We start from the raw sequence: 21601 nt of genomic DNA, 5'->3' as shown, positions 1-21601 counted from the left end.
ACCATAAAAAGAATTTATGGAACAATTCAGAATAGAAGTAGCAGCAGAAGGCCTTAGCCATTTTTACAACATCAAACCTCAGGGAAATCAGGTGTATGACATTTATACAGATGACGACAGGATCGGGAGCATCGAGCTGGATGACGAAAATCATGAGCACTGTATCACTTCCGATTGTGAACTGGACCTACCACTCATCAATGCAATCCGCGAAGGCATTCATGCCAAATTAGCTCAGGCAAAATAAAAAAATAGGGCATCCATTAATGGTGCCCTATTGCAAAATCATTACGTACCCGGATTAAATACTGAATTTAGAATCCCAGACCCACCGTAAATGCTTTTAAATTACCTGTTACGGTAGCGCCAGCAGTGGCAACTCCTGTACTCAGGTTGATGGTATAAACTTTCGTCACGCCTCCTACCGTCAACAAAGCATAAGCAATGCCACTTGTACTTCCGATATCGAAACCATTTGATGCAGTAGCTGTTACACCTAGAGGCCCAATAGCCGCCAGACCTCCATCGTTAGGTGGATCTTGTTTATACAGTGTATTATTTTGGGTATCAATATCATACAACACTGTAGAAGTTGTTCCCGCAAAATTATTTGTGTAAGCTGCAGCGGTCACAGAAGCCGAGGGAAGTGTCAGTGCAACATCTGCCATGACCAACGCCCCTGTCTCAGGATGTACCCTTAAATTCTGACGCGTATTGCTTACGATCCTGATCCTGTCTACCTGAGGATTAAAATCGAAACCGAATTCGGTGCCTGCCAATAAGCCAAAAGGCGTAGCAGATACAGCTGTTGCTGCGCCTGTACCGATATTGATGGTATAAATCCTGCTTGAACTACCTAAAGCATACAGTTGACCATTAACCGGGCGGAAATCTAATCCAAGTAAAGTCTCTGCAGTTGCTAAGCCGGTAATTGGCTTACTTACCTGAGCTGGATTCATTGGATTGAAGATCACCAAATCGTTAGTTGCACTCAGGGCATAAGCCACTGGTTCAGTTGGGATGGCCAGTCCCAGAATTGTAGCACTAAACTCTTTAGCGATTTTTGTAGCCTTTCCGGTAGCAATATCAATGCTGTACAAATTGGTTTTGCCTGCAACTTTCAAAGGAGCAATAGCCACTCGGCCGTCAGGACTGATGTCAAAATCACCTGCCTGCTCTACATCAAAACCCAGGCTCCCTACTTCTACCAAAGTGCCGTTGTTAGGTGGATCTTGCTTGTACAATTTATCTGTAGTTGAATCGATTACATAAAGTACCGTGCTAGTGGTACCTGCACGATTCTGCGTGTAACCAGCTGAAGTAATCACTGCGCCGCTAACTCCATTGATAGCTCCATCTGCCATCACCATCATTCCAGTTTCAGGGTGTAAACGAAGATTTTGTCCTGATGAAGTGATCAAACGAATCCTGTCAACTGCAGGATTAAAATCAAAACCTACAGCTGTACCAACAATACCTGGAGTGAATGATGGAAGCGTGAGCAGTCTTGCAAGACCAGTTTGCGGATTGATTACATAAATGTGGCTCAAACTACCGACACCATACAACTGCCCGGTAGCCGGGCGAAAATCAATACCTACTAAAGATTCGCCTGTTTGTAAACCAGTAACCGTCGTTTGTTTGGTCACAGATGAAACATCTTTCGCGTTAACGCTGAGTAAAACGTTGTTGTTGGTCAAAGCGTAAAATGCCAGGTCCGGACCAGTGATGGTCTCTTCATTAGGATTCTGTCCTGGTCTGTCTTTTCTGCAGGATGTAAAAATAAGCATGCTTAGGAAGGCGCATACCAGCCCCATACGAGTAATTGTTTTCATAAAAGATGTGTTTATTGATAGTATAGATTTGGCCGAGGGCCAGTTTTTAAGCGATGTTCAAGGAGATGTCCGGAGGGGGGATGATCACGTCCAGACAATAGACCATCAGGTATTGAATCCGGTGAACAGCGAAGCCCATTAGCTTTATGTCTCCATTTAAATGGAGCAGATGAGAATGCACACTGGAAGTAAAACTCTTCAGTTGATCCTTATCCGGTTCAGATTCAGCTTTTTTTTCATCTGATTCGCCCTGCTCCATAGAAACTTGAGGTTTATTCTGCTCAGAACAAGGCATTAATGGGAGGCAAATCTTAAAAATGACCATAAGCATCAATAACAGCCCGATTCCGGTACTGCATTTACGCTGATAATGGCCTAATCCCCTTTTCAAAATTTATGTATTTCTAGATTCAGACATAACTACGCCAAAAAAGGCAAAATGGTTTTCTAAAAAAGCGCCTTTTTTACGCGTTATTGATTTATTTAATCAACAGAAATGTTAAAGAACTGCAAATCAAGGGATGGCAATTAAGATGTTATTGTTGTAGCTTTGCCAACATAAGCTATCAAAGATGATCATAAGAAAAGCAAGCGAAGCCGATGCAATGGCAATTACCTCCTATATCCTATTGGCTATGGGCGATATCATCTACCGGTTTATCGGTGAAAATAATGATGACAAGGCAAGGGCATGCATGTTTCACCTGGTAAGCGGCAGCAATAATCAGTATGCTTACGAAAACTGCTGGGTAGCTGAAGAAGATCGTCACATCATCGCCGCCGCTTGTATTTACGATGGTGCGAGGATCACTGAACTCAGAACTCCCGTTCTTGAATACCTGAAAAACACCTATCACCATGTACCTGTTCTTGAAGAAGAAACACAAAAAGGTGAATTTTACCTAGACTGTCTGGGTGTCGACCCAAGGCTTCAGGGTAAAGGTATCGGCTCAAAAATGCTCCAGTTCTTAATTGATGAATATGTAGTCAGACAAAAGCAGACGCTGGGTTTATTGGTCGACAAAGAAAATCCAAACGCCAAACGCCTGTACTTAAAATCCGGTTTTGAGGTCGTTGGACATAAAAATTTTGCAGGCAAAAAAATGGAGCATTTACAGATTGCAGGCAAAGCACTTAGCTAAATAGAAAAGAATCACCGCCTAAAACTGTTTCAATAACTCTTCCTTTTTACTTTTATACTCAGCTTCATCCAGCAACCCTTCCTCAAATAAAGCTTTTAATTCTTTCAATTTCTCTTTGATCGAAAATCCAGCCGGCGCCACAAGCTCCGCAGCCGGCTGCAAGTTAAAAGCTGTAATCACTCCAGCGCCCATTCCACCTTCGTTGCGTGCCGCATCCCTCATAGCCATCATCTTTTGCAATTCCGCATAAGACACACCGGCCATTTGCGCAGCTTTGGCTTCCGCCTGTACATTGGATATCCCTGCAATGCGTTGCTCAGTTTCAGGATCAAAGGAAGAGCCTTCTATTCTAAAATCCAACAAATCAAAACCAAACTCCAGAAACTCAGGTTCAGTCTGAACACCGGTTTCCGCAGCTATTTTTACTAAATTGCTATCTATATCGGCGTAACTGAACTTCGCATTTGCCAGGTAATTCCCTATCGGTTGGCTGATCCTCGACAATAATAATTCTTGCAGTTCATAGGCATAGTAATTTGATGCCCCGGCAACGATCCTGGTAAAGAACTCTTCGGGCCTACTGATCTTGATAGAGAAATTACCATAGCAACGTAAGTTCACCGGAAAACTGTATACAGGGTCATTATACGTAATGGGCATACGTGTACCCCACCGTATATTGGCAAGGTCTGCTGTCCGAAAAAACCAGAAGCCTGTTTTATGATCGCTTTCAAACAGGTTCATAAACTTCTTGAGCGTAGTGAGAAAGGGTCTGTTATCTGTATCTATTTCGTAAATACCCGGTTCCTCAAATACGCCTTTAATGCTGCCTTCATAGGTAAAGATACAGCCCTGGCCGGGCTGTAATATCAGTTTAGAGGCATTCTTGATTTCATCATTCCGCTTATCAAATTTACGGAACAATTCCCATTCCTGTGGATCATCCCATTGGATAATCGTACGGAACTGATTCTTAGTTGAACTAATGATTCCCATACTAAAATTCTATATCTGAGGCCAGGTCTGACCGGTTATCTTTATATAAATTCTCAAAATGGAATCTCCATTTATCCTGCAATTGCTGGAAGTACCTGAATTTATCTGCATAATCAGGAGCTGTATGGTCCAGCAAATCGTTTTGATAATTCATATAGTGCATATTTAATGCACCCCATTTGCCCAGATCTATGCCATAATCTTCCAGAACCGTAACGGGATCTACTCCATGGCTTGCGGCTACAGACTGATGCCAGAATATTTTCTGATAAGCTTCGTAGTCAGGCACCAGCTCCAGCAGCTGCCCGGTATCTGCTGCGGGACTATCGGCAGTTGCAAACCTTCCTGCTTTCGGATTTGCAAAGAGCTCACCGTATTTGGTTGCATAACTCATGTCTTCGGTCATCAGTTCCCCAAGACGATTATTCCATTTGTCTATCGTTTCATCCCATATTGGTTTTTCCATATCCAATATCTGTATGATCTGTTCTTCTGGCATACCCTGCGCAAGGTTGCCGCATGCTGCTGCATATTCTTCAAAAGTTACTCCGTTAATTGTTTCCATAGGTATCTGATTATTGAGATTGTTTTTTTAATTCCAGTTCGATGTCCTGATCACGCGTGGCCGCGGTATGCGGCAGCAATTTGATGCGCTCATCAAAATACCGCTCGTAATATTTCCTGGCAGCGGCATTATATTCAGCCCCCCTTTCTGTTCGCTGCATGATTGTATATTCGTCCAGCGCGTTTAAGGCAGCAATATTATTCACTACATTCCAGCCAATGGCGACATATTTACTTTCCGGTTCGAAAGTATTGATGGCCCCGCAGTAACTGCAGTTAACATACTGCGCCATAAAGAAATTCTTCTTTACATTCAGCAGTGCATTACACTGGGTACAGAAAAAATCACGATTGATCATAGGAATGATGTGGTCATAGTATTTCTGCGAAAGCCGCCCTTCTGTAACGATTTGCCAGAGACCGATACGTTCATTCATAGATTCAGCCTGACGGTGCCCCTTGTAAGATTCTTCCGCCCAGAAGTGACCTTGCGCACGCATCAGGGGTTCCACTTGCCGTTGCCAGGTAGTAGAAATCTTCTGCACCAAATCCTCATAGAGCTGGGCTTTTATAGCCTGCAAAGTTCTCGCTGAAGCATAATAATTGTAGTCATTATCCTCAAGACTTTCTAGCACAGCTTGCTCGCCAAGTTGTAATGCTTCTTCGAAGCGGAGCTCCAGCTTATCTAAAAAGCCATCCCAACGTGAAATCAGTTCGCGCTCAGTCATACTTCAGAATTAGGCTTTATGATTCGGTCGACTCCCATATACCTGAAGCCACAGTAGGCACAATTGGCTAAATTGGTATTTACGGGCCTCGCAGCACCACAGTTCGGGCAGGAACGACTATTCAAGACAGGTTCCTCCTTGCTATTCTCCCATTTTTTGGAAGTCTCTTTCGAGGTATCGGCTATTTTTTTGAAAGGGTTACTCATAGGCAGATCTGTAGTAATAACGATCGAATTGCCCTAAAAGTTCATAAAAATTAAGAATCGAATACCTGACGGAATGCTAATGGTGACATTTTAGTTTTCTTTTTAAAAAGGGTACTGAAGGACTGGGCATGTTCGAAACCCAATGCATAGGCGATCTCACTAACCGAGAGGTTGGTCGTAGACAGCTGCTCTTTAGCCTTTTCAATCAGCTTTTCGTGAATGTGTTGTTGTGTATTCTGCCCGGTATGTACCCGCAGCAGATCACTGAGGTAATTGGGCGACAAGCTCATCTTTTCCGCAATATATTGTACCGTCAGCAAGCCATGGCTAGCCGATTGATCTTCCTCAAAATACTCGTTCAGAAAGCGTTCAAACCTCACCAGCAATTGATGATTATTGTTCTTTCGTGTGATGAACTGCCTCTCATAAAAACGATTTGAGTAATTTAGGAGGAGTTCAATCTGGGTCAGAATGATCTCTTGAGTATGCCTGTCAATATGCAGGCATTCCTTGTCAATCTTATGCAGTATAGCAATGAGGTCATCCTCCTCTTCAGTCGAAAGATGCAATGCTTCGTTCACAGCATAAGAAAAAAAGCCATAAGTATTGATGCTACTGGCCAGGGGGTGTTTTAAAAGAAAATCGGGATGAAAGATGAGTAAATAGCCCGATCCACATTCCATATTCTGCAGATCTAGGTACTGCACCTGATTAGGTGCAGTAAAGCTTAAAACACCTTTGTCATAGTCATAATGCTGCTGGCCGTATTTAATCTTGCCTTTCGCTTCTCTTTTTAATGCTACACAGTAAAAGCGATTGACAAAACCCTTCCAGACCTCGCTTTCGAGGAAAATACTTTCCTTCAGGTTGATGACACTCACCAGAGGGTGCCGTGGCTCAGGCAAAGATAAAAGTCTATGAAACTCTGAAATGGATCTGATTTCGTTCATCATTCTAATTTAAGCAATTAATCGATAAGCCCCATACTAAACTCGTCATAAGGGTTACCGGTATCTGTTCCTAAAGGAATAATACGCTCCAGTCTGGCCAGTTCATCATTGTTCAACTGAATTTCCGAAGCTGCCAAATTTTGCTCCAGATATTTCCTACGCTTTGTTCCTGGAATCGGTAATATGCCCTTGCTGATGATCCATGCTAAAGCCAATTGCGAGGAAGTCACCTCCTTTTCCGAGGCTAAGGACTCAATTGCCTTTACCAATTCAATGTTCTTATAGAAGTAGGCTTCCTGAAAACGCGGGATTGCCCTGCGGAAATCATCAACTGGCAAATCGTCGATACTGCGAATCTCTCCCGACAAAAATCCACGACCTAGCGGCGAGTAAGCCACAAAGCCGATCCCAAGCTCATTCAAGCTCTGCAATACACCACGCTCTTCCACTGAACGTTCAAATAAAGAATATTCACTCTGCACCGCAGTGATCGGATGTACCGCATGCGCTCGTTTTACTGTTTCTGAGGAAACCTCCGACAGACCAATATAGCCAACTTTACCTTCCTTCACTAAATCAGCCATAGCCGCTACGGTCTCCTCAATCGGTGTATTCTTATCGAGGCGGTGCATGTAATACAAATCAATATAATCTGTATTGAGGTTTTTCAGTGAACGCTCAACTGCCTTTTTTACGTATTCTTTCTTTCCATTGATGGCCCAGGTCACTTTATCATTGTCGTCTATCTCCCAGCCAAATTTGGTAGCGATGATGTATTTATCCCGCTTGCCTTCAATGGCTTTGGCGATCAACTGCTCATTTTTAAAAGGCCCGTACAGGTCAGCAGTGTCCAAAAAATTACCACCCAACTCCAATGAACGATGGATCGTTGCAATGGCTTCCTGTTCGTTGGCTTTACCGTACATATTGCCATCTTCAAAGCCCGTCATGCCCATACAGCCCAGACCAATTTCAGGAAGAACCAAACCCTGATTTCCTAATGCTATTTTCTTGATTTCCATAATGTTGATTTAATACCTCAAAATTCGGCAAGACAAGCGTAAATGAAGTATGCAAAACCCTGAATCTTGTAGGTAAATCAAGGCATCAACCCATAAGAATTTACAAAATTTACAATTCTTTTTACAATAATCATTATTCATCCCCGGTTCAGCACTGTTAGGTTTGCAGTCACCAATAACTTAAAACTATGTCCCGTAACCTACTCCTGATTTTGATCGCAATAGCCCCAGCAATGGTCTTCGGGCAACAGGCGGAAGAATGGATAAGCAAGCCCAAATCACAATGGCCCAAAATCGCGCTGATCAATCAGGTCAGTTTTAAAAATGGCGACCGCTACATAGATCCTTCATTTAAATACGCGGCAACAGGCTTCCTCATAGACAATGGAACTGACACGCTTGCCGCAACCGCGAAGCACATGCTATGGATAGCACGGAATAAAAAATCAAATGCCGTAGCTATAAATGACGATTTGAACAGCTGGACGATGACACCTAAAGGATCGGACAGAGACACAGTCGTTATCGAGAAATTGCTCAATGAAGACCCAGAGGAGATACTGGAAGGTCCAAACTCCAGTATACTGGAAAGAGATTGGCTTATTTTTTCTGTACAAAAGGTCACTGGCAAGCTCTTCCCATTAAAACCCAGGTATACAAGCCTAAAACACGGAGAAAAAGTTTACATCCTCAGTTGCGCTTATGAGGACAGTCTCTGCACAGTCCACGAAGGGAAAGTCTATAAAAAGCTGGGAATGGACATCCTGATCCGTAGAGACATGAAAACCCACAAAGGAGGCTGTAGCGGTTCTCCTGTCATTGATGCTGCAGGCCATTTGATCGGCATCATTTCAAGCAGTACCGGAACCCTGAAAGGTGATATGTCCGTTGCCGTATCTACCGAATACCTTAAAGCCGTTTTGGACAATAAGCCGGGAATCAACGAAGCTAAAAAAGATTATGGCAGACTGGTTTATAATGAAGCGATTCAATATGGGGCAAAAGCGGCCATCAGGAAGTTCCGTCAGTTGAGCACTGAATCACAAGCCTACTACCACTACAATCTTCGGAGTTCCAACCGCAACGGCCTAAGGGAATGTGGTGAAAAATTACTGCAGCTTAAGCGCCATTCAGATGCTGTAAGCCTGCTTAACTTCAACCTTAAAATCAATGGAAAGTACTACATCAATTACAATATCCTCGGAAATGCCCTGATCGCTGCCGGCAAAAAGAACGCAGCAATCAAAGCATTTAAGCGCTCAATAAAGAGTTATAATGGTAGTGACAACGAGGCTTATGCGGCATTGAGCAATCCAGGTAAATAGCTGATATTAAATACTTGGGATTACGCTGAGCATTTGATTGATGAGCGTGTCGACAAAGGCATTCTAAATAAATAAGCAAGGTTTTGAACTTCAGTTCAGCGACCTGAGGTGTTCAGTAGGTGTGAATCCGGTAATCTCCTTGAAATATTTGTTGAATGAAGATTTTGCCTTAAACCCTGCGTCATAGGCTAGCGAAAGTACATTTACAGGCGTTTCATCCTGATGCAGCCGCTGCATCCTTTTTATCGCATACTGGATACGGTGCTCATTGATGTACTGGTAAAATGAGCATTGACCAAAGCTATTTAATGTTTCAGAAATATGATACTTATTGATACCTGTAGCCAATGCAAGCTTATCTAAGCTGAGCTCACTATCCGTAAAAGTTTTGTATTCCTGCAGATGATGCTCTAAACTATTCCAGATTTCCTGTTGTCGCTCAGGAGAAAGAGGCGCCTTTTTACTAATTGCCTTCTCTTCCGCCATTTCTAAACCTACCGCAGGAAACCTGACAGTTTGCTCCTGAAAAACACTGTAATATCCTATTTGAATGCAGATTGCCGTAAGCATGGCATAGATAAGGCTCCTAATCGCCAGCATATTGCTGATTTCGTAAAAATACCCGAGGGTAAAAAAACAAAGAGAGCACAACGCAATGCTCAGGAAAAGGTAAGCTAACTTTTTGACCATCCGTTTTTCCCTCTTTTTCGCGTCAGAAATGTCTTTCAGGAGCGACAGGGAAAAGAATATAAAACAGAATTCAGATGCCAGCATCGTAACGGTACTCAGGTCATTATACCACTTCAAAAGCCTGTAGTCGCTAAAGTTGGAAGCGAATAATGCACCGGCAATACTGAAGTACGCAATTGCCCCCAGTACAAATGGCAAAAAGACATACCATTTCGAAGCAGGAATGAAACGATCGTCCCGGACTTTCAGTGAAAACAGATAAAGCAAAGGACCATAGCAATAACCGATGAAGGTATTCATCTGCTCCCTGACATGCAGGTCCTCAACAAAGTTATAAATCACAAACTTAATGGCCAGATGCGAAGCGATACAAGCAACAAGTAAGATCAGCAGTGAATCTGCTCCACTTCGCAACTTGTTCTTCCATAATATACCACCTACCATCAGTGCCTGAAAAATTCCTATTGCTATGATGTACTGCATATTACTCTTGATGCCGGTAAAAGTAGTACTTGCATATTAAGCTAATGTTAATACAATACTCATTCCCTATCTAATCAATAAATAAACATTTTGATAACACTTTGATAACACGTCATAAGTAGCTGACATACAATGCAAAATAGTACTCCAACAACGCCTGATACGCCACGGTAGTCTCTCCGGTTGGAGGAAGTCGCAACCATGATGACCTTCGTACACTTTTGCAGAAATAATCAGACAAACATGAATTATAATTTTACCAAAAAGTTTTTTGCAACAGCGGTGTTGGTCATCCTCTCCTCCAGCGCCCTACTTGCCCAGACCATTAAGGGAACCGTAACCAGTAGAGATGGAATGCTACCAGGCGCCAGTATCAAAGGGCTTAGTTTTAAAAACGGTGCTTCATCCGATCTCAATGGTTCTTTTACCTTAAATGCGCCTGAACCGGGCAAAGTCAAGATTTCTATTTCTTATATTGGCTATGCGACTAAAGAACTGGAACTCGAAGTATTAAAAGGCATCAATGACCTTGGAAATATAGAACTGCTGCCAGAAAGCAAAAATGCATTGAAGGAAGTAAGCATTTCCGCGAGTATGGCTCCCTCTCAAAGTAAAGCCTACAGCATCAAAAAAAATGCAAATGCCATAATGGATGTAATGGCTTCCGATGCCATTGGTAAACTTCCTGACCGTAATGCTGCTGAGGCTGTACAAAGGATGCAGGGTGTGGCTGTTGCTCGGTATCATGGTGAGGCCGATCAGGCCACAGTTCGGGGAACGCCTTTCGCATGGACATCTACGTTATTTAATGGCAGTCGTTTACCAAGTTCCAATGTAACTGGCAATCGCTCTTCGGTTCTGGATGCAGTTCCCTCTGAAATGATTCAATATGTGCAGGTGGCAAAAGCCATCACTCCGGATATGGAAGGAGACGCGATTGGAGGTTCAATTAATTTCATCACCCGCACCGCTCCTTCCGGCAGAATATTCAATGCAAGTGCAGCCGGTGGATACAATACCTTTTCACAAAACGGAACCTACAATGCTTCTTTGGTATATGGCGACCGCTTCTTAAAAAAGAAACTTGGTGTTATCCTATCCGGTGCAATCTGGGACAGGCAATGGGGTGCCGACTCTTTCGATGCTTCTTACAACACCGGATTGGCCGACCTTCAGCAAAAGAAATCCATCAACTCGATCATGTTTAAGCGTTATATGGGCACGCGACAAACCATGGGAGGCAACCTCGGGATGGAATACAAATTTGACGCCGCTCATAAAGTTTTCTTTAGAGGAATGCTCAACAAATTCAATGACATCAGGCCAGTATATGAATCCTATATCGATTACACAAATACCCGCTACCAGTACAATTACCGCTATTCGCATTACCAGACATCTCTAAAGGGCGCTGAATTTGGCGGAGAACACCAGCTGACTACAAAATTGAAACTGGACTGGGCTGTCAGTGATTATAAAAGTAAATACTTCCTGGAAACTCCGCCTACCTACGGAACCAAAGGCCTTCCCATCTCCACGTTCCGTCAGAAGATCAATGGTGGCTTTAATAACCTGTCTTCAGATGGAAAACGCTATTGGGCATTTGACTCACCGAATGGTATAGGCGGAATGCCCCTGGAATTTGATGCCGGTATTAAAGACCCCGCGGAAACCATGAACCCCGAAAAATTACTGTTGCAGCAATTGGTCATCGCACAGCTGGATAACAATGAGCGCGATCGCAATGCACAGATCAACGCAAAAATAAACGCAGGTCCTAAGGTCAATTTCAAGTTTGGTGGTAAATACAGACACAAATACCGGGAAAGTACTTATGGATCCAGTATCGTTTTCATGCCTGGAGCAGCACTTGGCATTCCGAACTCGCCGGCATTGCTGAACCTCTCGCAGCTCAACACCACTAAATTCCCCTCTGGCTCTCAATTTTTCGGAGCGATGAATGGTAGCCATGATCAATACATCGTAGATCCCCTCACTAAGAATCAACTGTTTGATTTGTTTACTGAAGATACACGCAGCAAAAATGGTTTTATGGATGTTACCCCAAAAACCAATCCCACTGCGTTATACACTGGAACAGAACAGGTAATGTCTGGCTACTTCATGACAGAGATTGATGCCACCGAACAGCTAAAAATCGTAGGCGGGCTGCGACATGAATATACCAGGATGCAACTCGATGGTTCGAGGGTTGTGACCGCGGGTAGCCCCGCGGTTACTACAGTCTCAGAATCTACAGTGAATAACAATTATCATGCATTTTTGCCAATGCTTCACCTAAAATACGCAATAAATGACAATAGCAACCTCCGGGCAGCCTATACCAGAAGCTTCATCAGGCCGGCATTTGGAGATACGACTCCCGGAACCTCGATAGACAATACCCGAACTCCCATGGCGATCAGTCAGGGTAACCCCAACCTGAAACCAACCTTCTCCGAAAATTTTGATTTGATGGGAGAACATTATTTCAGCAATGTCGGAATCGTATCTGGTGGACTATTCTATAAAAACATCAGTGATGTAGTGTTTACAGATATCAGTATGCAGAACATCAATGGCAGCGATTTCATGGTTACGCAGGCTAAAAACCTAAACCATGCCAAACTGTTCGGTTTTGAAGCCGGCATCAATAAGCGTTTTGACTTCCTGAATGGCTTCTGGAGTGGCTTTGGTACAGAATTTAACTACACCTACATAGAAAGTAAAGTAAAAGTACCCAGAGGTACCGGAAGCAATCTTGTACTCGACAAAACCAGTCTGCCTAACCAAAGTAACCATTTGTTCAATGCCATTCTATTTTACGAACACAACAACCTGATGCTCCGCTTAGCCGGTAATTATCGTGGTACTTCGGTAGAGACCATCAACCAGCAACTGGGACCCGATTTCTACATCTGGACGGCAGCTAACTTTACGATAGACGCTTCAGCAACCATCACCATCAATAAACGCTTAAAGGCTTTTGTTGAGCTCAACAACCTCAGCAATGCGCCTGTAAGAACTTATATGGGCGATAAAAGAAGGTTAACTGCCAACGAATGGTATGACAGCAGAGGACAAGCTGGCATCAGATGGGACATCATTCACTAAAAATCAAGATAAAACAACAGATATGAAAAAGACATTAATTTTTGCAGGACTAATGCTTCCAGCCTTATCCTTCGCGCAACTGACAGACAGCACAAAACGACTGGTACATCTAAAAGGCGCACTCAATTTCCGTGACATAGGTGGCTACCAGACTAAAGATGGCAAATCTGTAAAATGGAACAAAGTATTTAGAAGTGCCTCCATCAACAAATTAACAGATGGCGATATGGATACACTCAGAGCAAAACAAATCTATACCGTAGTAGATTTACGCGGGACTAAGGAAGCTGCAGATGCTCCAGACCGCTTATTGGAGGGAACAGATTACACCTTGAGTCCGGCCGGTAGCGATGCTTTACCAAACAATCAGCAGATGATGGCCTTGCTAAAGAACGGAAACTTCCTCGAGGATTTTTACGGGAAAAGCGGCATCAAATACTTCGGTGAGCGCTACAAACCTGTTTTCCAAAAGCTATTGGCATTGGATGACAAAAAAGCGATGCTTTACCATTGCACAGGAGGAAGAGACCGTACCGGAATGGCCACAGCACTATTCTTATATATCTTGGGCGTTCCAGAGAAAAAGATAGAACAGGATTTTACGGCTTCAAACGTTTACCTGGAACCAATGATGGGAAAAAACTACGGACCAATGGCGCAGGCAACTGGCATGACGGCAGAAGAAATCAAGGCAAAAATGGACTTACGTCCTGAACTCCTGCACATTTTCTTCGATACGATCAAAGCACAGTACGGAAGCGTAGAATCTTTTATGGAAAAGGAAATGGGTATCGGAAGCAAGGAAATCAAAATTCTTAAAAGTAAATATACAATTTAGCAAAAAACGGCCTCAGAGAAATCTGGGGCCCTTTCTGTATATCAGAACCGCTCAATTCACTACCTCTCTGAAGAAACATTTTCTTCGAAATACTTCCTCACCAAAAGATTAATGAAGCGTTTCAAATACGTTTCATTCAAAAATACGTTCGACCAATTCTCATAGCGTTCACATTGAACACCCAAATAAAAGAAATAAAGGCTTACCCCAAGCACCGGCAACATCCTTTTTTCTTCATCGGTAATTTTGGTTACGGACTCATAGCCCTTCAAAAAAGATGCGATCTTCAAATCGCGCTGGCTAATATCTTTTTCGGTACTATGCAGTTGTAAAATATAATACGCAATATCATAAGCAAGCCAACCATTGCCACAAAAGTCAAAATCAAAAATCGTTACCTCTCCATCTTTAGTGATGTTCATATTGTCAAACCAAATATCCAAATGAACAGCCCCAGACCTAAGTTGGCTGATATCTGCCTTATTCATTTCATCTGATAAATACTGTTTCGCATATATCATCCAGGCACTTTCTTCCGAATCAGCGGGAAGAAACCTGGCTAAGTTTAAAAATGAATCTTCTAATACGGCCTTCGGACTATAAGTAATTCTTTCCAATTTCAAGTTTAAAGTAGTCTGGTGTATTTTCGCCATTTCCTTACCCACTTTAAGGTGTAAGTCGGCAGAAAAATTAAGCTGCTTATCTCCTTCAGCAAAAGAGAACAAAACACCTTGTCGCCTTCCTTCAGGCGCATCCAAGTATTGAATATACTGATCACTAACGTCCTTTAAGGGAAATGAAACAGGACTCCCTTTTTCTTTCAGAGCGCCAAGTAAGCGAAGTTCTTCATTTATCTCCAGATCGCTCCGCCAGTTTAAGCTATAGAGCCTGAAAATGAACTTGTCAGCTGCATGGATAACCAGATAACTATGATTAATCCCTGCTTTTAACAATGTACATGAAACTCCATCAGACAAGCCATATCTCTCTGATAGCATAAGGCCTACGTGATCGGCAGAAAGAATTGAACTGATAACTGGAAAATTTTCCATAAAGATGAAATTGATTCGCAAAGAAAACGAAAATTCTTCCTATATTTAAAACAGAAAATTTAACCCTCCAACAATATGAAATCTCTCTCTCCGCTCTCATCAGCTTTCCTAGGCCTTCTAATCCTTGCATCTACAGTATCATCTTGTGAAAAATCTAATGATCCTGAAAAAGAAAAGTCTGGATTTGGCAAAATTTCCTATGTCGCAAAAGCCTCTAATTCCGGCCGAAAAAACCTTTCCAGTATAGGTAATAGAACTCAGGTTTCGAGTACTATTGATACGCTTACGCAGGTAGATGTAACTTGGTCTTCTGCCACAGTATATGTAGATAAAATCAGTTTCAAAGGCATAAATAGTAGCCTGTTAGATACTACGATCACCGTAGAAAAGAATCTTGATCTTTTTAATGCCAATTCACTAGCAGGCGTTGTTACACTTCCTTCTGGATCTTACCAGGACGTCGCTGTAAAAATGCTCTGTAGAAAATCACTTATCCCAGGGATAGCAACAAATTACTTCGCTTTTCATTTCAAAGGTACTTTTGTGAATGCCGCTGGAGGTATTGATAGCGTACTGGTCGGTAGCTCTTATCCATTTGAAGCCAGCCTTTCAGTACCTGAAATCGTGATTGGCACTTCGGGAAATTATGTAGCGACCTTTAACTTTGATCTGAATAAAGTACTGAAAGGAATTTCCCGTCAGCAATTGCAGACTGCACCGAGCTTCTTCAGGAACGGACAAAGAATTTATTCTATTTTCAAAGGTGGTTCAGGTGATGAACCATTCTACAATCAAGTCGTAGAAAACTGGCAAAATTTAGCAAACGTAACCATCACCGAAGAAACCATGTAGGTTAAAAATCAATAGACCAAGCAATCCCGATCTGGATTTAAATAATCTATTTGCTTATCCTCGAAGAGTTGTTCCAATTTCTCATAACCATTATCAATTTTAAAATCTCGCTCATTCATTGTAATAGGAATCAACCAATAGCAAGAGATTTCTTGTCCCAGGTAATTAAACAGTTCCAGCTGGTCCCCATCAAGATACGCATTTGAAATAAAACAGTGATCACACTTAGATTCCCCAAGCCAAGGCCTACCAATATTCACAGTGTGCTGCAGATTCAGGGGTAGCACATTTCTATGATAAGATGCACAGACTGTTAAAAGTTCAATTAACGATTCATCCGATTTTGGCGAATAAATGAACAACTCAACCAGATTTTCGTCTAAACGATCAGCAGACATGCCAACGGTGCAATAACAAAACATGCCATGCCTCTTATTGGGAGGAAATTCTAAAACAAAAAAATCTGCATGCAACTTCTCCATAGGCCCTTTGTTTAGTTTCAAGCATTTACCTTCAATTCCAAAATAGTCCTCGTAATGTCTTGATAATTCTAAAAAGTATTTTGCAGTATTCAATTCTTTCATCCTTTCTTATCTAAAAAATGTTTTTTTTAATGCTTAATTGAATTTACTATATATTCTCTATTTGTAAGTAAATACTTTCAACTCTGTGCTGCTAATTTTGATTGCAATTGCTGCTGATTTTCTATTAAAAGATATTTGCGGGTATTTCTCAATGTTACCATAGAACATTGACGAGAGTTGCTCTCCGGAATTTATATGATCCAGTTCACATTCAATATCTCCAGTTTGAATATTAATGATTTTTGGATACTTAAAAGTATCCCAGGCCCTCTTCTCGTCAATAGCGAACAGGTTTCCAAATTCTCCCTTGACTTTTACAGGTGCGGTAAGCTCATTTGTCTTAAAACTCCAAACCGCAAGATTCTTTTGCGGCAATATTGGCTCATTTTCATCATCAAAAGGTTCTTCATCAGATGCTGCGATAAGTATTCTCTCGTTGTCAATGAATGTTGCTGAGTTAATCTCTGTTCCATATTTTGGAGAAATCGAGCTTTGGTCTAATAACAAGGGGTTGCTAAAGCATTCCGAGATATTGAATAATTCGACACAACTTAACGGATGCCAAACCCAACCACATACCATCAAATATCTGTTGTCGGGGCTAATTGACAGTCTCGAGTGAAAAACATCAGACGGGTCCCTGCCAGGTATGTCGGTAATGATTTCACCCGTTTCTACATCCTCAAAATCAAGTCGGCAGTAGTCAATTGGGCAATGGATCAAATATGTTCTTTGGTTAAATGTCAGAAACGCTGCTGGAAATTCATAAGCTTCTGCACAGTAGTACGTGCGATTGATTTCGCGAAGCATCTCCCCATTTTTTAATAATATTCCCTTTGTACCGAGTCGTTTGTAAATGAAAGCATACTGACCATCCAAAGAAGTAATAGACGCATCGAAACTGAATGGATAATGCCATTTTGCTATTCGACTCTGCTGTCCGTCCATGGGATACAATTGCCCCCCAGAAACCCAGTCTACAATATCATTATCAAGCCAATCAATTGCCTTTAAATCATCGGTTTTAATAGTCTGTTGTGTAATCGTAGCTGGCATAACTATATTAATGAGCAAAGTAAAGAATTATAATCCAGCTATTTCCCATCTGGCCATAACCGCTTGTAAGCTTCTGGCCAAATCTGACCGATCACCCATTTGTGCTCGAGATCTTCTTTCTTAATGAAGTCTTTAAAACTATAAACAGTTTTTATGTCGGGCACCACTCCTCTTCCGGAAAAATCAGTTTGAATAGGAATTTTAATCTGCATCTCTCCGAATTTCAAAAGCAGGCTGGTGTTAGGTAAGGAGAACTGAACAAATCGGCCTCCAATACAGCCATTTCTTCCTCCGCCAGTTTCCTGACCAATGATAGTGCCCCTTTTGATCGCCTGCAAACTCCCGGCAAGCAGACTGGCCGCGGAAAACGTACCTTCATTAGTATAAATGTAAAGCACCCCATCAAAATGATCGGCCGCCGGCTGTACGGGAGTTTTTGCCCCATAGTCAAGGTCGTCCTCCATTTTTCCAGCCTTGTTGCGATTAAATATTTCCGCGAAATAAGTTGGCTTATCAATTAAATAAGAAAATAGTTTGATCATATTTGAATGATCACCCCCTATATTACCCCGAAGATCCAGTTCCAAAGACCTAATGCTGTCACGCTTCAATTGGGCGAAAAAATCACTAAAAATATGATCGGTTATTTTATCAAAAGCTTTGACTCTTAAAATTGCAGGAGCGCCCTGCTGATTTTTTACTATAGCATGTTCAATCGTCGACCTTCCTCGAGGATCCGGATCATTAAACTTCCCTGACTCCCAAGAACTTGTAATGGTAACTGTGGAGCTGGTACCGCCCTCATCGAGCTGCAGCGATACTGTATCCAGGTATCCGTAATAGGCGGAATAGATATCCGAAAACATCGACTTCTTTAGCACGAAATATTTAAAGTGAGTACTATACCCATCAGCAGGCATCCCTCTTGTCAATACCTTAAGTATATCACGTGTAGGTTTTTTGTCAATGGCTACGATTTCCATTCCCCGCTTAATCCGTGGATCATGAGATCTAGCGATAAAAAGTTTATTACCTATGATCTCATATTCCAGTTGCTTTAACGGTAGCACTTTAGTGCCGTTGAATTTTGATACATCATTTTCATTTAGCTTATTTTGATCAAACAATAATGACATGTGGCCATCACCTATGTCAGCAAGAACACAGGCCAATTTGTACCTGAACTGAGCAAAGGATAGTGGTTCTTTGATTGATTTTGAGAGACTATCGAATTTGTAATCTAAACTTTTCTTGGTGATATACCAGTACAAAGCCGGATGATGATCTTCTAACTGGCGTTTAACAAAGCCGACATCCGCCTTTAGTTTCCCAGGATTATATTTCACATCAAACATGCTTGTTTTGTGTTGAGCCTTTGCTGAATATGAAATTATCAGGACCGTGCAAATGAAAACCATCGGGTACTTGGCTTTTGAGACTGCGTTCATAAGATTGATGACATTCTAGCACCGATGTTCAATAATCAGGTTAAGTGCTACATTTATATTAAGTTGGTATTATCTGTTAGCAATATAAACATTTTTATTTTGACCGGAGTTCACAAATTTTGAAAGAATTACGAGTATCTTCAATGCAAATCTCAATAGGCTATTTACTTCAATGAACCACTATTAATAGTAAATGAAAAAAATTATACGTAAATTTTGGACAATCAATTTACTGCTCAGTATCGCACTATTTATCATCTACAGAGTAGTTATTGCGGAATCAAAATCACCTGAGGGAAATGTATTTGAAAGCTTTTTATACATTTTAGATATCTTTTTAAATCTAAGTTTTTCAGCCGTATACCTTGCTGGAATGGTCATTTGCTCCCTGACATTTTTCCTGAATCTAATGACAACTATTAGAAATAACTACCTGCTATCATTCTTGTCATTCAGTGGACTTCCACTAGTGTGGGCCCTTTTTATCCTCATCAATGTAGCAATTGATATTTACTCTTACAATAAGAGCATTTTTACGACCCTAGGGATATTTTCAATAATCTACCTGTCCATCACAGCCATAGAATTTATAGCATTCAGGAAAAGGATTCAGCGAGAAAAAAATTCTTCTTAAGCGCTGACCTCAAGCTTATACCCCTTGCCCCGTACCACTACGATTTTGACGTTCGGATCAAGTTCCAGTTTTTTTCTAAGTTTTGATATAAACATATCCAGACTGCGCCCAACAATAACACCTTCATCTTCCCAGATCTCTTTTTGTAGCCGGCTTCTCTCTATAGTTTCATTGGGAGCACGCGCGAAAATGAGTAGTATCCGGCTTTCTGTTGCCGTCAGATCAACTGAATGTCCGCCGATGGTTAGTTTCCTGTGCGCTACATCAAACAATACCGAACCCAAAGCAATGGCGCCATCATGGTCAGTACGCTCGGGTGTGACTTTTCCTGGCTTAACAGACCTTAAAAATATAAAACCAACAAGCGCTAAAAATGGCAAGCTGCCCAGAAGATATCCGTTTTTTGTTGTATTTAGGCCCAGCGGTTTAAATTTGATGTTGATCATATAACATGCTTTGGGTTGCGTTCTTCCCATGCAGGCTACAATATCATCTTTCTTATTTTGCGATATGGCGTATCCATAGGCTACACTAGAATTTCCGCAATTCAGCACGTTTACCACATAATCGCGGGTAAGCGGATCCTTACCCAGCAAACCAGACGTAGTTTTTACCAGAAATTCCGGTTGAAAAGTAAGCTCATTCTCAAACCTGATCTGGTATTCATTTTCGTCGATCTTCTCAACCGGAAGTACTCTCGAGGTACTATCTCCAGACTGCAAAAGCAGTTCATGTCCAATCCGGCGCAGCAAGACTTCCCTTCTTGCGAAGTCAAAGTCGTCCCCATGGTCCATGCTAAAAGCCGCACAAATTACAGCAGTTAACAAGATTATCAGTCCGAACAGGTACTTACCTTTTCCAAAGACCAGGTTTCGACTAAGTTGCATAGTGTCAATTTTTTATTTACAAAGTTTACATTTTTATTTACAATCCAAATTCCCCGCAGCGAAAAACATCAAAGTAGATTCGCTGAATCAATTTAGATAAGATATGAAAAATAAAAGAAAGGTGTTCTGCTGCCTGACCATCGTGCTGGCAGGAGTAATCAACTGTCCCCTACAGGCCCAACAAAAAATCGGCACTCAAGATTCCCTTGAAACCCGCATTGTATCTGCTCAAGTACCCAAGGGCATCGTTCGCAGCATCAAGCAAGATAAAAAGGGCAATATCTGGATTACTTCATGGGAGGGTGTTTTCAAGTATGATGGCAAGTTGTTCAGCAATGTCACCAGTAAAGTAAGCTCCGCGCGCTTCTTCTCTGTTTTGGAGGATAGAAAAGGGAATTTCTGGTTCGCTTCTATCGGTTCTGGGGTTTATTACTACGACGGGAAATCCTTTCGAAATTATACAACTAAAGATGGGCTCGCCAATGACAGGGTCACCAATATTTATGAAGATAAATCAGGCCACATTTGGTTCGGTACTGAAAGCGGAGCGAGTCGTTACAACGCTAAATCCTTTCGAAACTTAAAAATGAGCGACGCCCCTCCCCACAATGAGACCGATTCTGTCCATATATCATTCTATCAGAATCAGATTCCAGAACTGCATTGGACGCACAATGATGTGAATGCCATCATTGAAGACAAAACGGGAAACCTTTGGTTTGCTACGAGGGGCCATGCCCGCCTTTACGATGGGAAAACGTTCAGCACCATTACCAATACAGATGGCCGCCCATTTACAAATGTGCGTTCGATGATCAAGGATAAAAAAGGCAATATCTGGCTCGGTGGTGCCGATGGTCTTTGGCGCTATGACGGTAATACATTTACCAATTTCAGCAAGAATTTTGTTGGCTATATCTATGAAGATAAAAGAGGCAACATATGGACCAGTTCAGAAAGTGATAAGGACAAAAACTGGGTACTCTTACGTTATGAGGAAAAGTCCTTGTTAGACAAGAATCCAGCGGCAACCGAAGTGGCAAGCAAAAGAATGATCTTTGGGATTCTAGAAGATCGTCAGGGAAACATCTGGTTTGGATCGATGGACGGCGTATGTCGTTATGATGGAAAATCCATTACGGACTTTAAAGCGCTCAAAATGGAATAATTATCACATCATAAAAACAAAAATCGG

The 21601-nt window shown here is 41.9% G+C and carries 20 protein-coding genes; 7 read left to right on the top strand and 13 right to left on the bottom strand.

All coding sequences use genetic code 11. The features are described from left to right. The first annotated feature begins 16 nt into the window (after positions 1 to 16). Positions 17 to 247 carry a hypothetical protein gene (locus WAE59_RS07055; protein ID WP_337855234.1) on the top strand — a complete coding sequence of 77 codons (231 nt, stop codon included), beginning with the start codon at positions 17 to 19 and terminating at the stop codon, positions 245 to 247. Between the two features lie 67 nt (positions 248 to 314). Here the strand turns inward: WAE59_RS07055 and WAE59_RS07050 are convergent, their stop codons facing one another. After that, positions 315 to 1835 carry a DUF4394 domain-containing protein gene (locus WAE59_RS07050; protein ID WP_337855233.1) on the bottom strand — a complete coding sequence of 507 codons (1521 nt, stop codon included), beginning with the start codon at positions 1833 to 1835 and terminating at the stop codon, positions 315 to 317. A 46-nt stretch (positions 1836 to 1881) separates the two neighbouring features. After that, entirely contained in the window at positions 1882 to 2094 is a 213-nt protein-coding gene (locus tag WAE59_RS07045) for a hypothetical protein (protein WP_337855232.1), read from the bottom strand. Positions 2095 to 2407: 313 nt separating this feature from the next. Here WAE59_RS07045 and WAE59_RS07040 point away from each other — a divergent pair, with 313 nt between their 5' ends. Beyond that, positions 2408 to 2977: a GNAT family N-acetyltransferase gene (locus tag WAE59_RS07040; RefSeq protein WP_337855231.1), complete on the top strand. Its 570-nt coding sequence runs from the start codon at positions 2408 to 2410 to the stop codon at positions 2975 to 2977. Positions 2978 to 2995: 18 nt separating this feature from the next. On the opposite strand, the gene WAE59_RS07035 is transcribed toward WAE59_RS07040, so the two are convergent. The 5 genes from WAE59_RS07035 to WAE59_RS07015 form a co-directional block, all read right to left on the bottom strand. Further along, positions 2996 to 3973, bottom strand: coding sequence for an SPFH domain-containing protein (locus WAE59_RS07035; RefSeq protein WP_337855230.1), 978 nt, complete (start codon positions 3971 to 3973; stop codon positions 2996 to 2998). 1 nt (position 3974) lies between these two features. Continuing rightward, a complete protein-coding gene (locus WAE59_RS07030) occupies positions 3975 to 4538 on the bottom strand; it encodes a DUF6620 family protein (RefSeq protein ID WP_337855229.1) in 564 nt (187 codons plus the stop codon). Between the two features lie 10 nt (positions 4539 to 4548). Continuing rightward, entirely contained in the window at positions 4549 to 5265 is a 717-nt protein-coding gene (locus WAE59_RS07025) for a hypothetical protein (RefSeq protein WP_337855228.1), read from the bottom strand. Positions 5266 to 5521: 256 nt separating this feature from the next. After that, positions 5522 to 6421 (bottom strand): helix-turn-helix domain-containing protein, encoded by a 900-nt coding sequence (locus WAE59_RS07020; RefSeq protein WP_337855360.1) that lies wholly within the window; start codon positions 6419 to 6421, stop codon positions 5522 to 5524. Between the two features lie 17 nt (positions 6422 to 6438). Further along, positions 6439 to 7443 (bottom strand): aldo/keto reductase, encoded by a 1005-nt coding sequence (locus tag WAE59_RS07015; protein ID WP_337855227.1) that lies wholly within the window; start codon positions 7441 to 7443, stop codon positions 6439 to 6441. 188 nt (positions 7444 to 7631) lie between these two features. On the opposite strand from WAE59_RS07015, the gene WAE59_RS07010 reads away from it, so the two are divergent. Further along, positions 7632 to 8768 (top strand): serine protease, encoded by a 1137-nt coding sequence (locus WAE59_RS07010; protein ID WP_337855226.1) that lies wholly within the window; start codon positions 7632 to 7634, stop codon positions 8766 to 8768. A 90-nt stretch (positions 8769 to 8858) separates the two neighbouring features. Here WAE59_RS07010 and WAE59_RS07005 read toward each other — a convergent pair whose 3' ends face one another. Then, positions 8859 to 9941, bottom strand: coding sequence for a helix-turn-helix domain-containing protein (locus WAE59_RS07005; RefSeq protein ID WP_337855225.1), 1083 nt, complete (start codon positions 9939 to 9941; stop codon positions 8859 to 8861). A 243-nt stretch (positions 9942 to 10184) separates the two neighbouring features. On the opposite strand from WAE59_RS07005, the gene WAE59_RS07000 reads away from it, so the two are divergent. Beyond that, on the top strand, positions 10185 to 13055 hold the full coding sequence (locus WAE59_RS07000; RefSeq protein ID WP_337855224.1) for a TonB-dependent receptor: 2871 nt from the start codon (positions 10185 to 10187) through the stop codon (positions 13053 to 13055). A gap of 22 nt (positions 13056 to 13077) precedes the next feature. Then, entirely contained in the window at positions 13078 to 13893 is an 816-nt protein-coding gene (locus WAE59_RS06995; RefSeq protein ID WP_337855223.1) for a tyrosine-protein phosphatase, read from the top strand. Positions 13894 to 13952: 59 nt separating this feature from the next. Here the strand turns inward: WAE59_RS06995 and WAE59_RS06990 are convergent, their stop codons facing one another. After that, positions 13953 to 14945: a phosphotransferase enzyme family protein gene (locus WAE59_RS06990; protein ID WP_337855222.1), complete on the bottom strand. Its 993-nt coding sequence runs from the start codon at positions 14943 to 14945 to the stop codon at positions 13953 to 13955. Between the two features lie 75 nt (positions 14946 to 15020). Here WAE59_RS06990 and WAE59_RS06985 point away from each other — a divergent pair, with 75 nt between their 5' ends. Beyond that, entirely contained in the window at positions 15021 to 15797 is a 777-nt protein-coding gene (locus WAE59_RS06985) for a hypothetical protein (protein ID WP_337855221.1), read from the top strand. Positions 15798 to 15805: 8 nt separating this feature from the next. On the opposite strand, the gene WAE59_RS06980 is transcribed toward WAE59_RS06985, so the two are convergent. The 4 genes from WAE59_RS06980 to WAE59_RS06965 all read right to left on the bottom strand — a co-directional run bounded on the left by WAE59_RS06980 (position 15806) and on the right by WAE59_RS06965 (position 20406). Next, on the bottom strand, positions 15806 to 16381 hold the full coding sequence (locus WAE59_RS06980; RefSeq protein ID WP_337855220.1) for a suppressor of fused domain protein: 576 nt from the start codon (positions 16379 to 16381) through the stop codon (positions 15806 to 15808). 57 nt (positions 16382 to 16438) lie between these two features. Then, positions 16439 to 17437, bottom strand: coding sequence for a hypothetical protein (locus WAE59_RS06975; protein WP_337855219.1), 999 nt, complete (start codon positions 17435 to 17437; stop codon positions 16439 to 16441). Positions 17438 to 17475: 38 nt separating this feature from the next. Then, positions 17476 to 18783 carry a S41 family peptidase gene (locus WAE59_RS06970; protein ID WP_337855218.1) on the bottom strand — a complete coding sequence of 436 codons (1308 nt, stop codon included), beginning with the start codon at positions 18781 to 18783 and terminating at the stop codon, positions 17476 to 17478. Positions 18784 to 19515: 732 nt separating this feature from the next. Beyond that, a complete protein-coding gene (locus WAE59_RS06965; RefSeq protein ID WP_337855217.1) occupies positions 19516 to 20406 on the bottom strand; it encodes a winged helix-turn-helix domain-containing protein in 891 nt (296 codons plus the stop codon). Between the two features lie 103 nt (positions 20407 to 20509). Here WAE59_RS06965 and WAE59_RS06960 point away from each other — a divergent pair, with 103 nt between their 5' ends. After that, positions 20510 to 21574 carry a ligand-binding sensor domain-containing protein gene (locus WAE59_RS06960; protein ID WP_337855216.1) on the top strand — a complete coding sequence of 355 codons (1065 nt, stop codon included), beginning with the start codon at positions 20510 to 20512 and terminating at the stop codon, positions 21572 to 21574. Positions 21575 to 21601 lie beyond the last annotated feature (27 nt).

The sequence above is a fragment of the Pedobacter sp. GR22-6 genome, from assembly GCF_037402555.1.
Lineage (GTDB): Bacteria > Bacteroidota > Bacteroidia > Sphingobacteriales > Sphingobacteriaceae > Pedobacter.
The sequence above is the reverse complement of the archived record's forward strand: the minus strand, read 5'-3'. Positions and strand labels throughout refer to the sequence as shown.

Bases quoted from the DNA above. Each gene is read 5' to 3' on its own strand.
- WAE59_RS07025 (WP_337855228.1), bottom strand. From the start codon at position 5,265: ATGACTGAGCGCGAACTGATTTCACGTTGGGATGGCTTTTTAGATAAG.
- WAE59_RS06990 (WP_337855222.1), bottom strand. From the start codon at position 14,945: ATGGAAAATTTTCCAGTTATCAGTTCAATTCTTTCTGCCGATCACGTA.
- WAE59_RS07030 (WP_337855229.1), bottom strand. From the start codon at position 4,538: ATGGAAACAATTAACGGAGTAACTTTTGAAGAATATGCAGCAGCATGC.
- WAE59_RS06995 (WP_337855223.1), top strand. From the start codon at position 13,078: ATGAAAAAGACATTAATTTTTGCAGGACTAATGCTTCCAGCCTTATCC.
- WAE59_RS06975 (WP_337855219.1), bottom strand. From the start codon at position 17,437: ATGCCAGCTACGATTACACAACAGACTATTAAAACCGATGATTTAAAG.
- WAE59_RS06985 (WP_337855221.1), top strand. From the start codon at position 15,021: ATGAAATCTCTCTCTCCGCTCTCATCAGCTTTCCTAGGCCTTCTAATC.
- WAE59_RS07020 (WP_337855360.1), bottom strand. From the start codon at position 6,421: ATGAACGAAATCAGATCCATTTCAGAGTTTCATAGACTTTTATCTTTG.
- WAE59_RS07040 (WP_337855231.1), top strand. From the start codon at position 2,408: ATGATCATAAGAAAAGCAAGCGAAGCCGATGCAATGGCAATTACCTCC.
- WAE59_RS06960 (WP_337855216.1), top strand. From the start codon at position 20,510: ATGAAAAATAAAAGAAAGGTGTTCTGCTGCCTGACCATCGTGCTGGCA.
- WAE59_RS07015 (WP_337855227.1), bottom strand. From the start codon at position 7,443: ATGGAAATCAAGAAAATAGCATTAGGAAATCAGGGTTTGGTTCTTCCT.
- WAE59_RS06965 (WP_337855217.1), bottom strand. From the start codon at position 20,406: ATGCAACTTAGTCGAAACCTGGTCTTTGGAAAAGGTAAGTACCTGTTC.
- WAE59_RS07000 (WP_337855224.1), top strand. From the start codon at position 10,185: ATGAATTATAATTTTACCAAAAAGTTTTTTGCAACAGCGGTGTTGGTC.
- WAE59_RS07055 (WP_337855234.1), top strand. From the start codon at position 17: ATGGAACAATTCAGAATAGAAGTAGCAGCAGAAGGCCTTAGCCATTTT.
- WAE59_RS07050 (WP_337855233.1), bottom strand. From the start codon at position 1,835: ATGAAAACAATTACTCGTATGGGGCTGGTATGCGCCTTCCTAAGCATG.
- WAE59_RS07010 (WP_337855226.1), top strand. From the start codon at position 7,632: ATGTCCCGTAACCTACTCCTGATTTTGATCGCAATAGCCCCAGCAATG.
- WAE59_RS07005 (WP_337855225.1), bottom strand. From the start codon at position 9,941: ATGCAGTACATCATAGCAATAGGAATTTTTCAGGCACTGATGGTAGGT.
- WAE59_RS07035 (WP_337855230.1), bottom strand. From the start codon at position 3,973: ATGGGAATCATTAGTTCAACTAAGAATCAGTTCCGTACGATTATCCAA.
- WAE59_RS07045 (WP_337855232.1), bottom strand. From the start codon at position 2,094: ATGGAGCAGGGCGAATCAGATGAAAAAAAAGCTGAATCTGAACCGGAT.
- WAE59_RS06980 (WP_337855220.1), bottom strand. From the start codon at position 16,381: ATGAAAGAATTGAATACTGCAAAATACTTTTTAGAATTATCAAGACAT.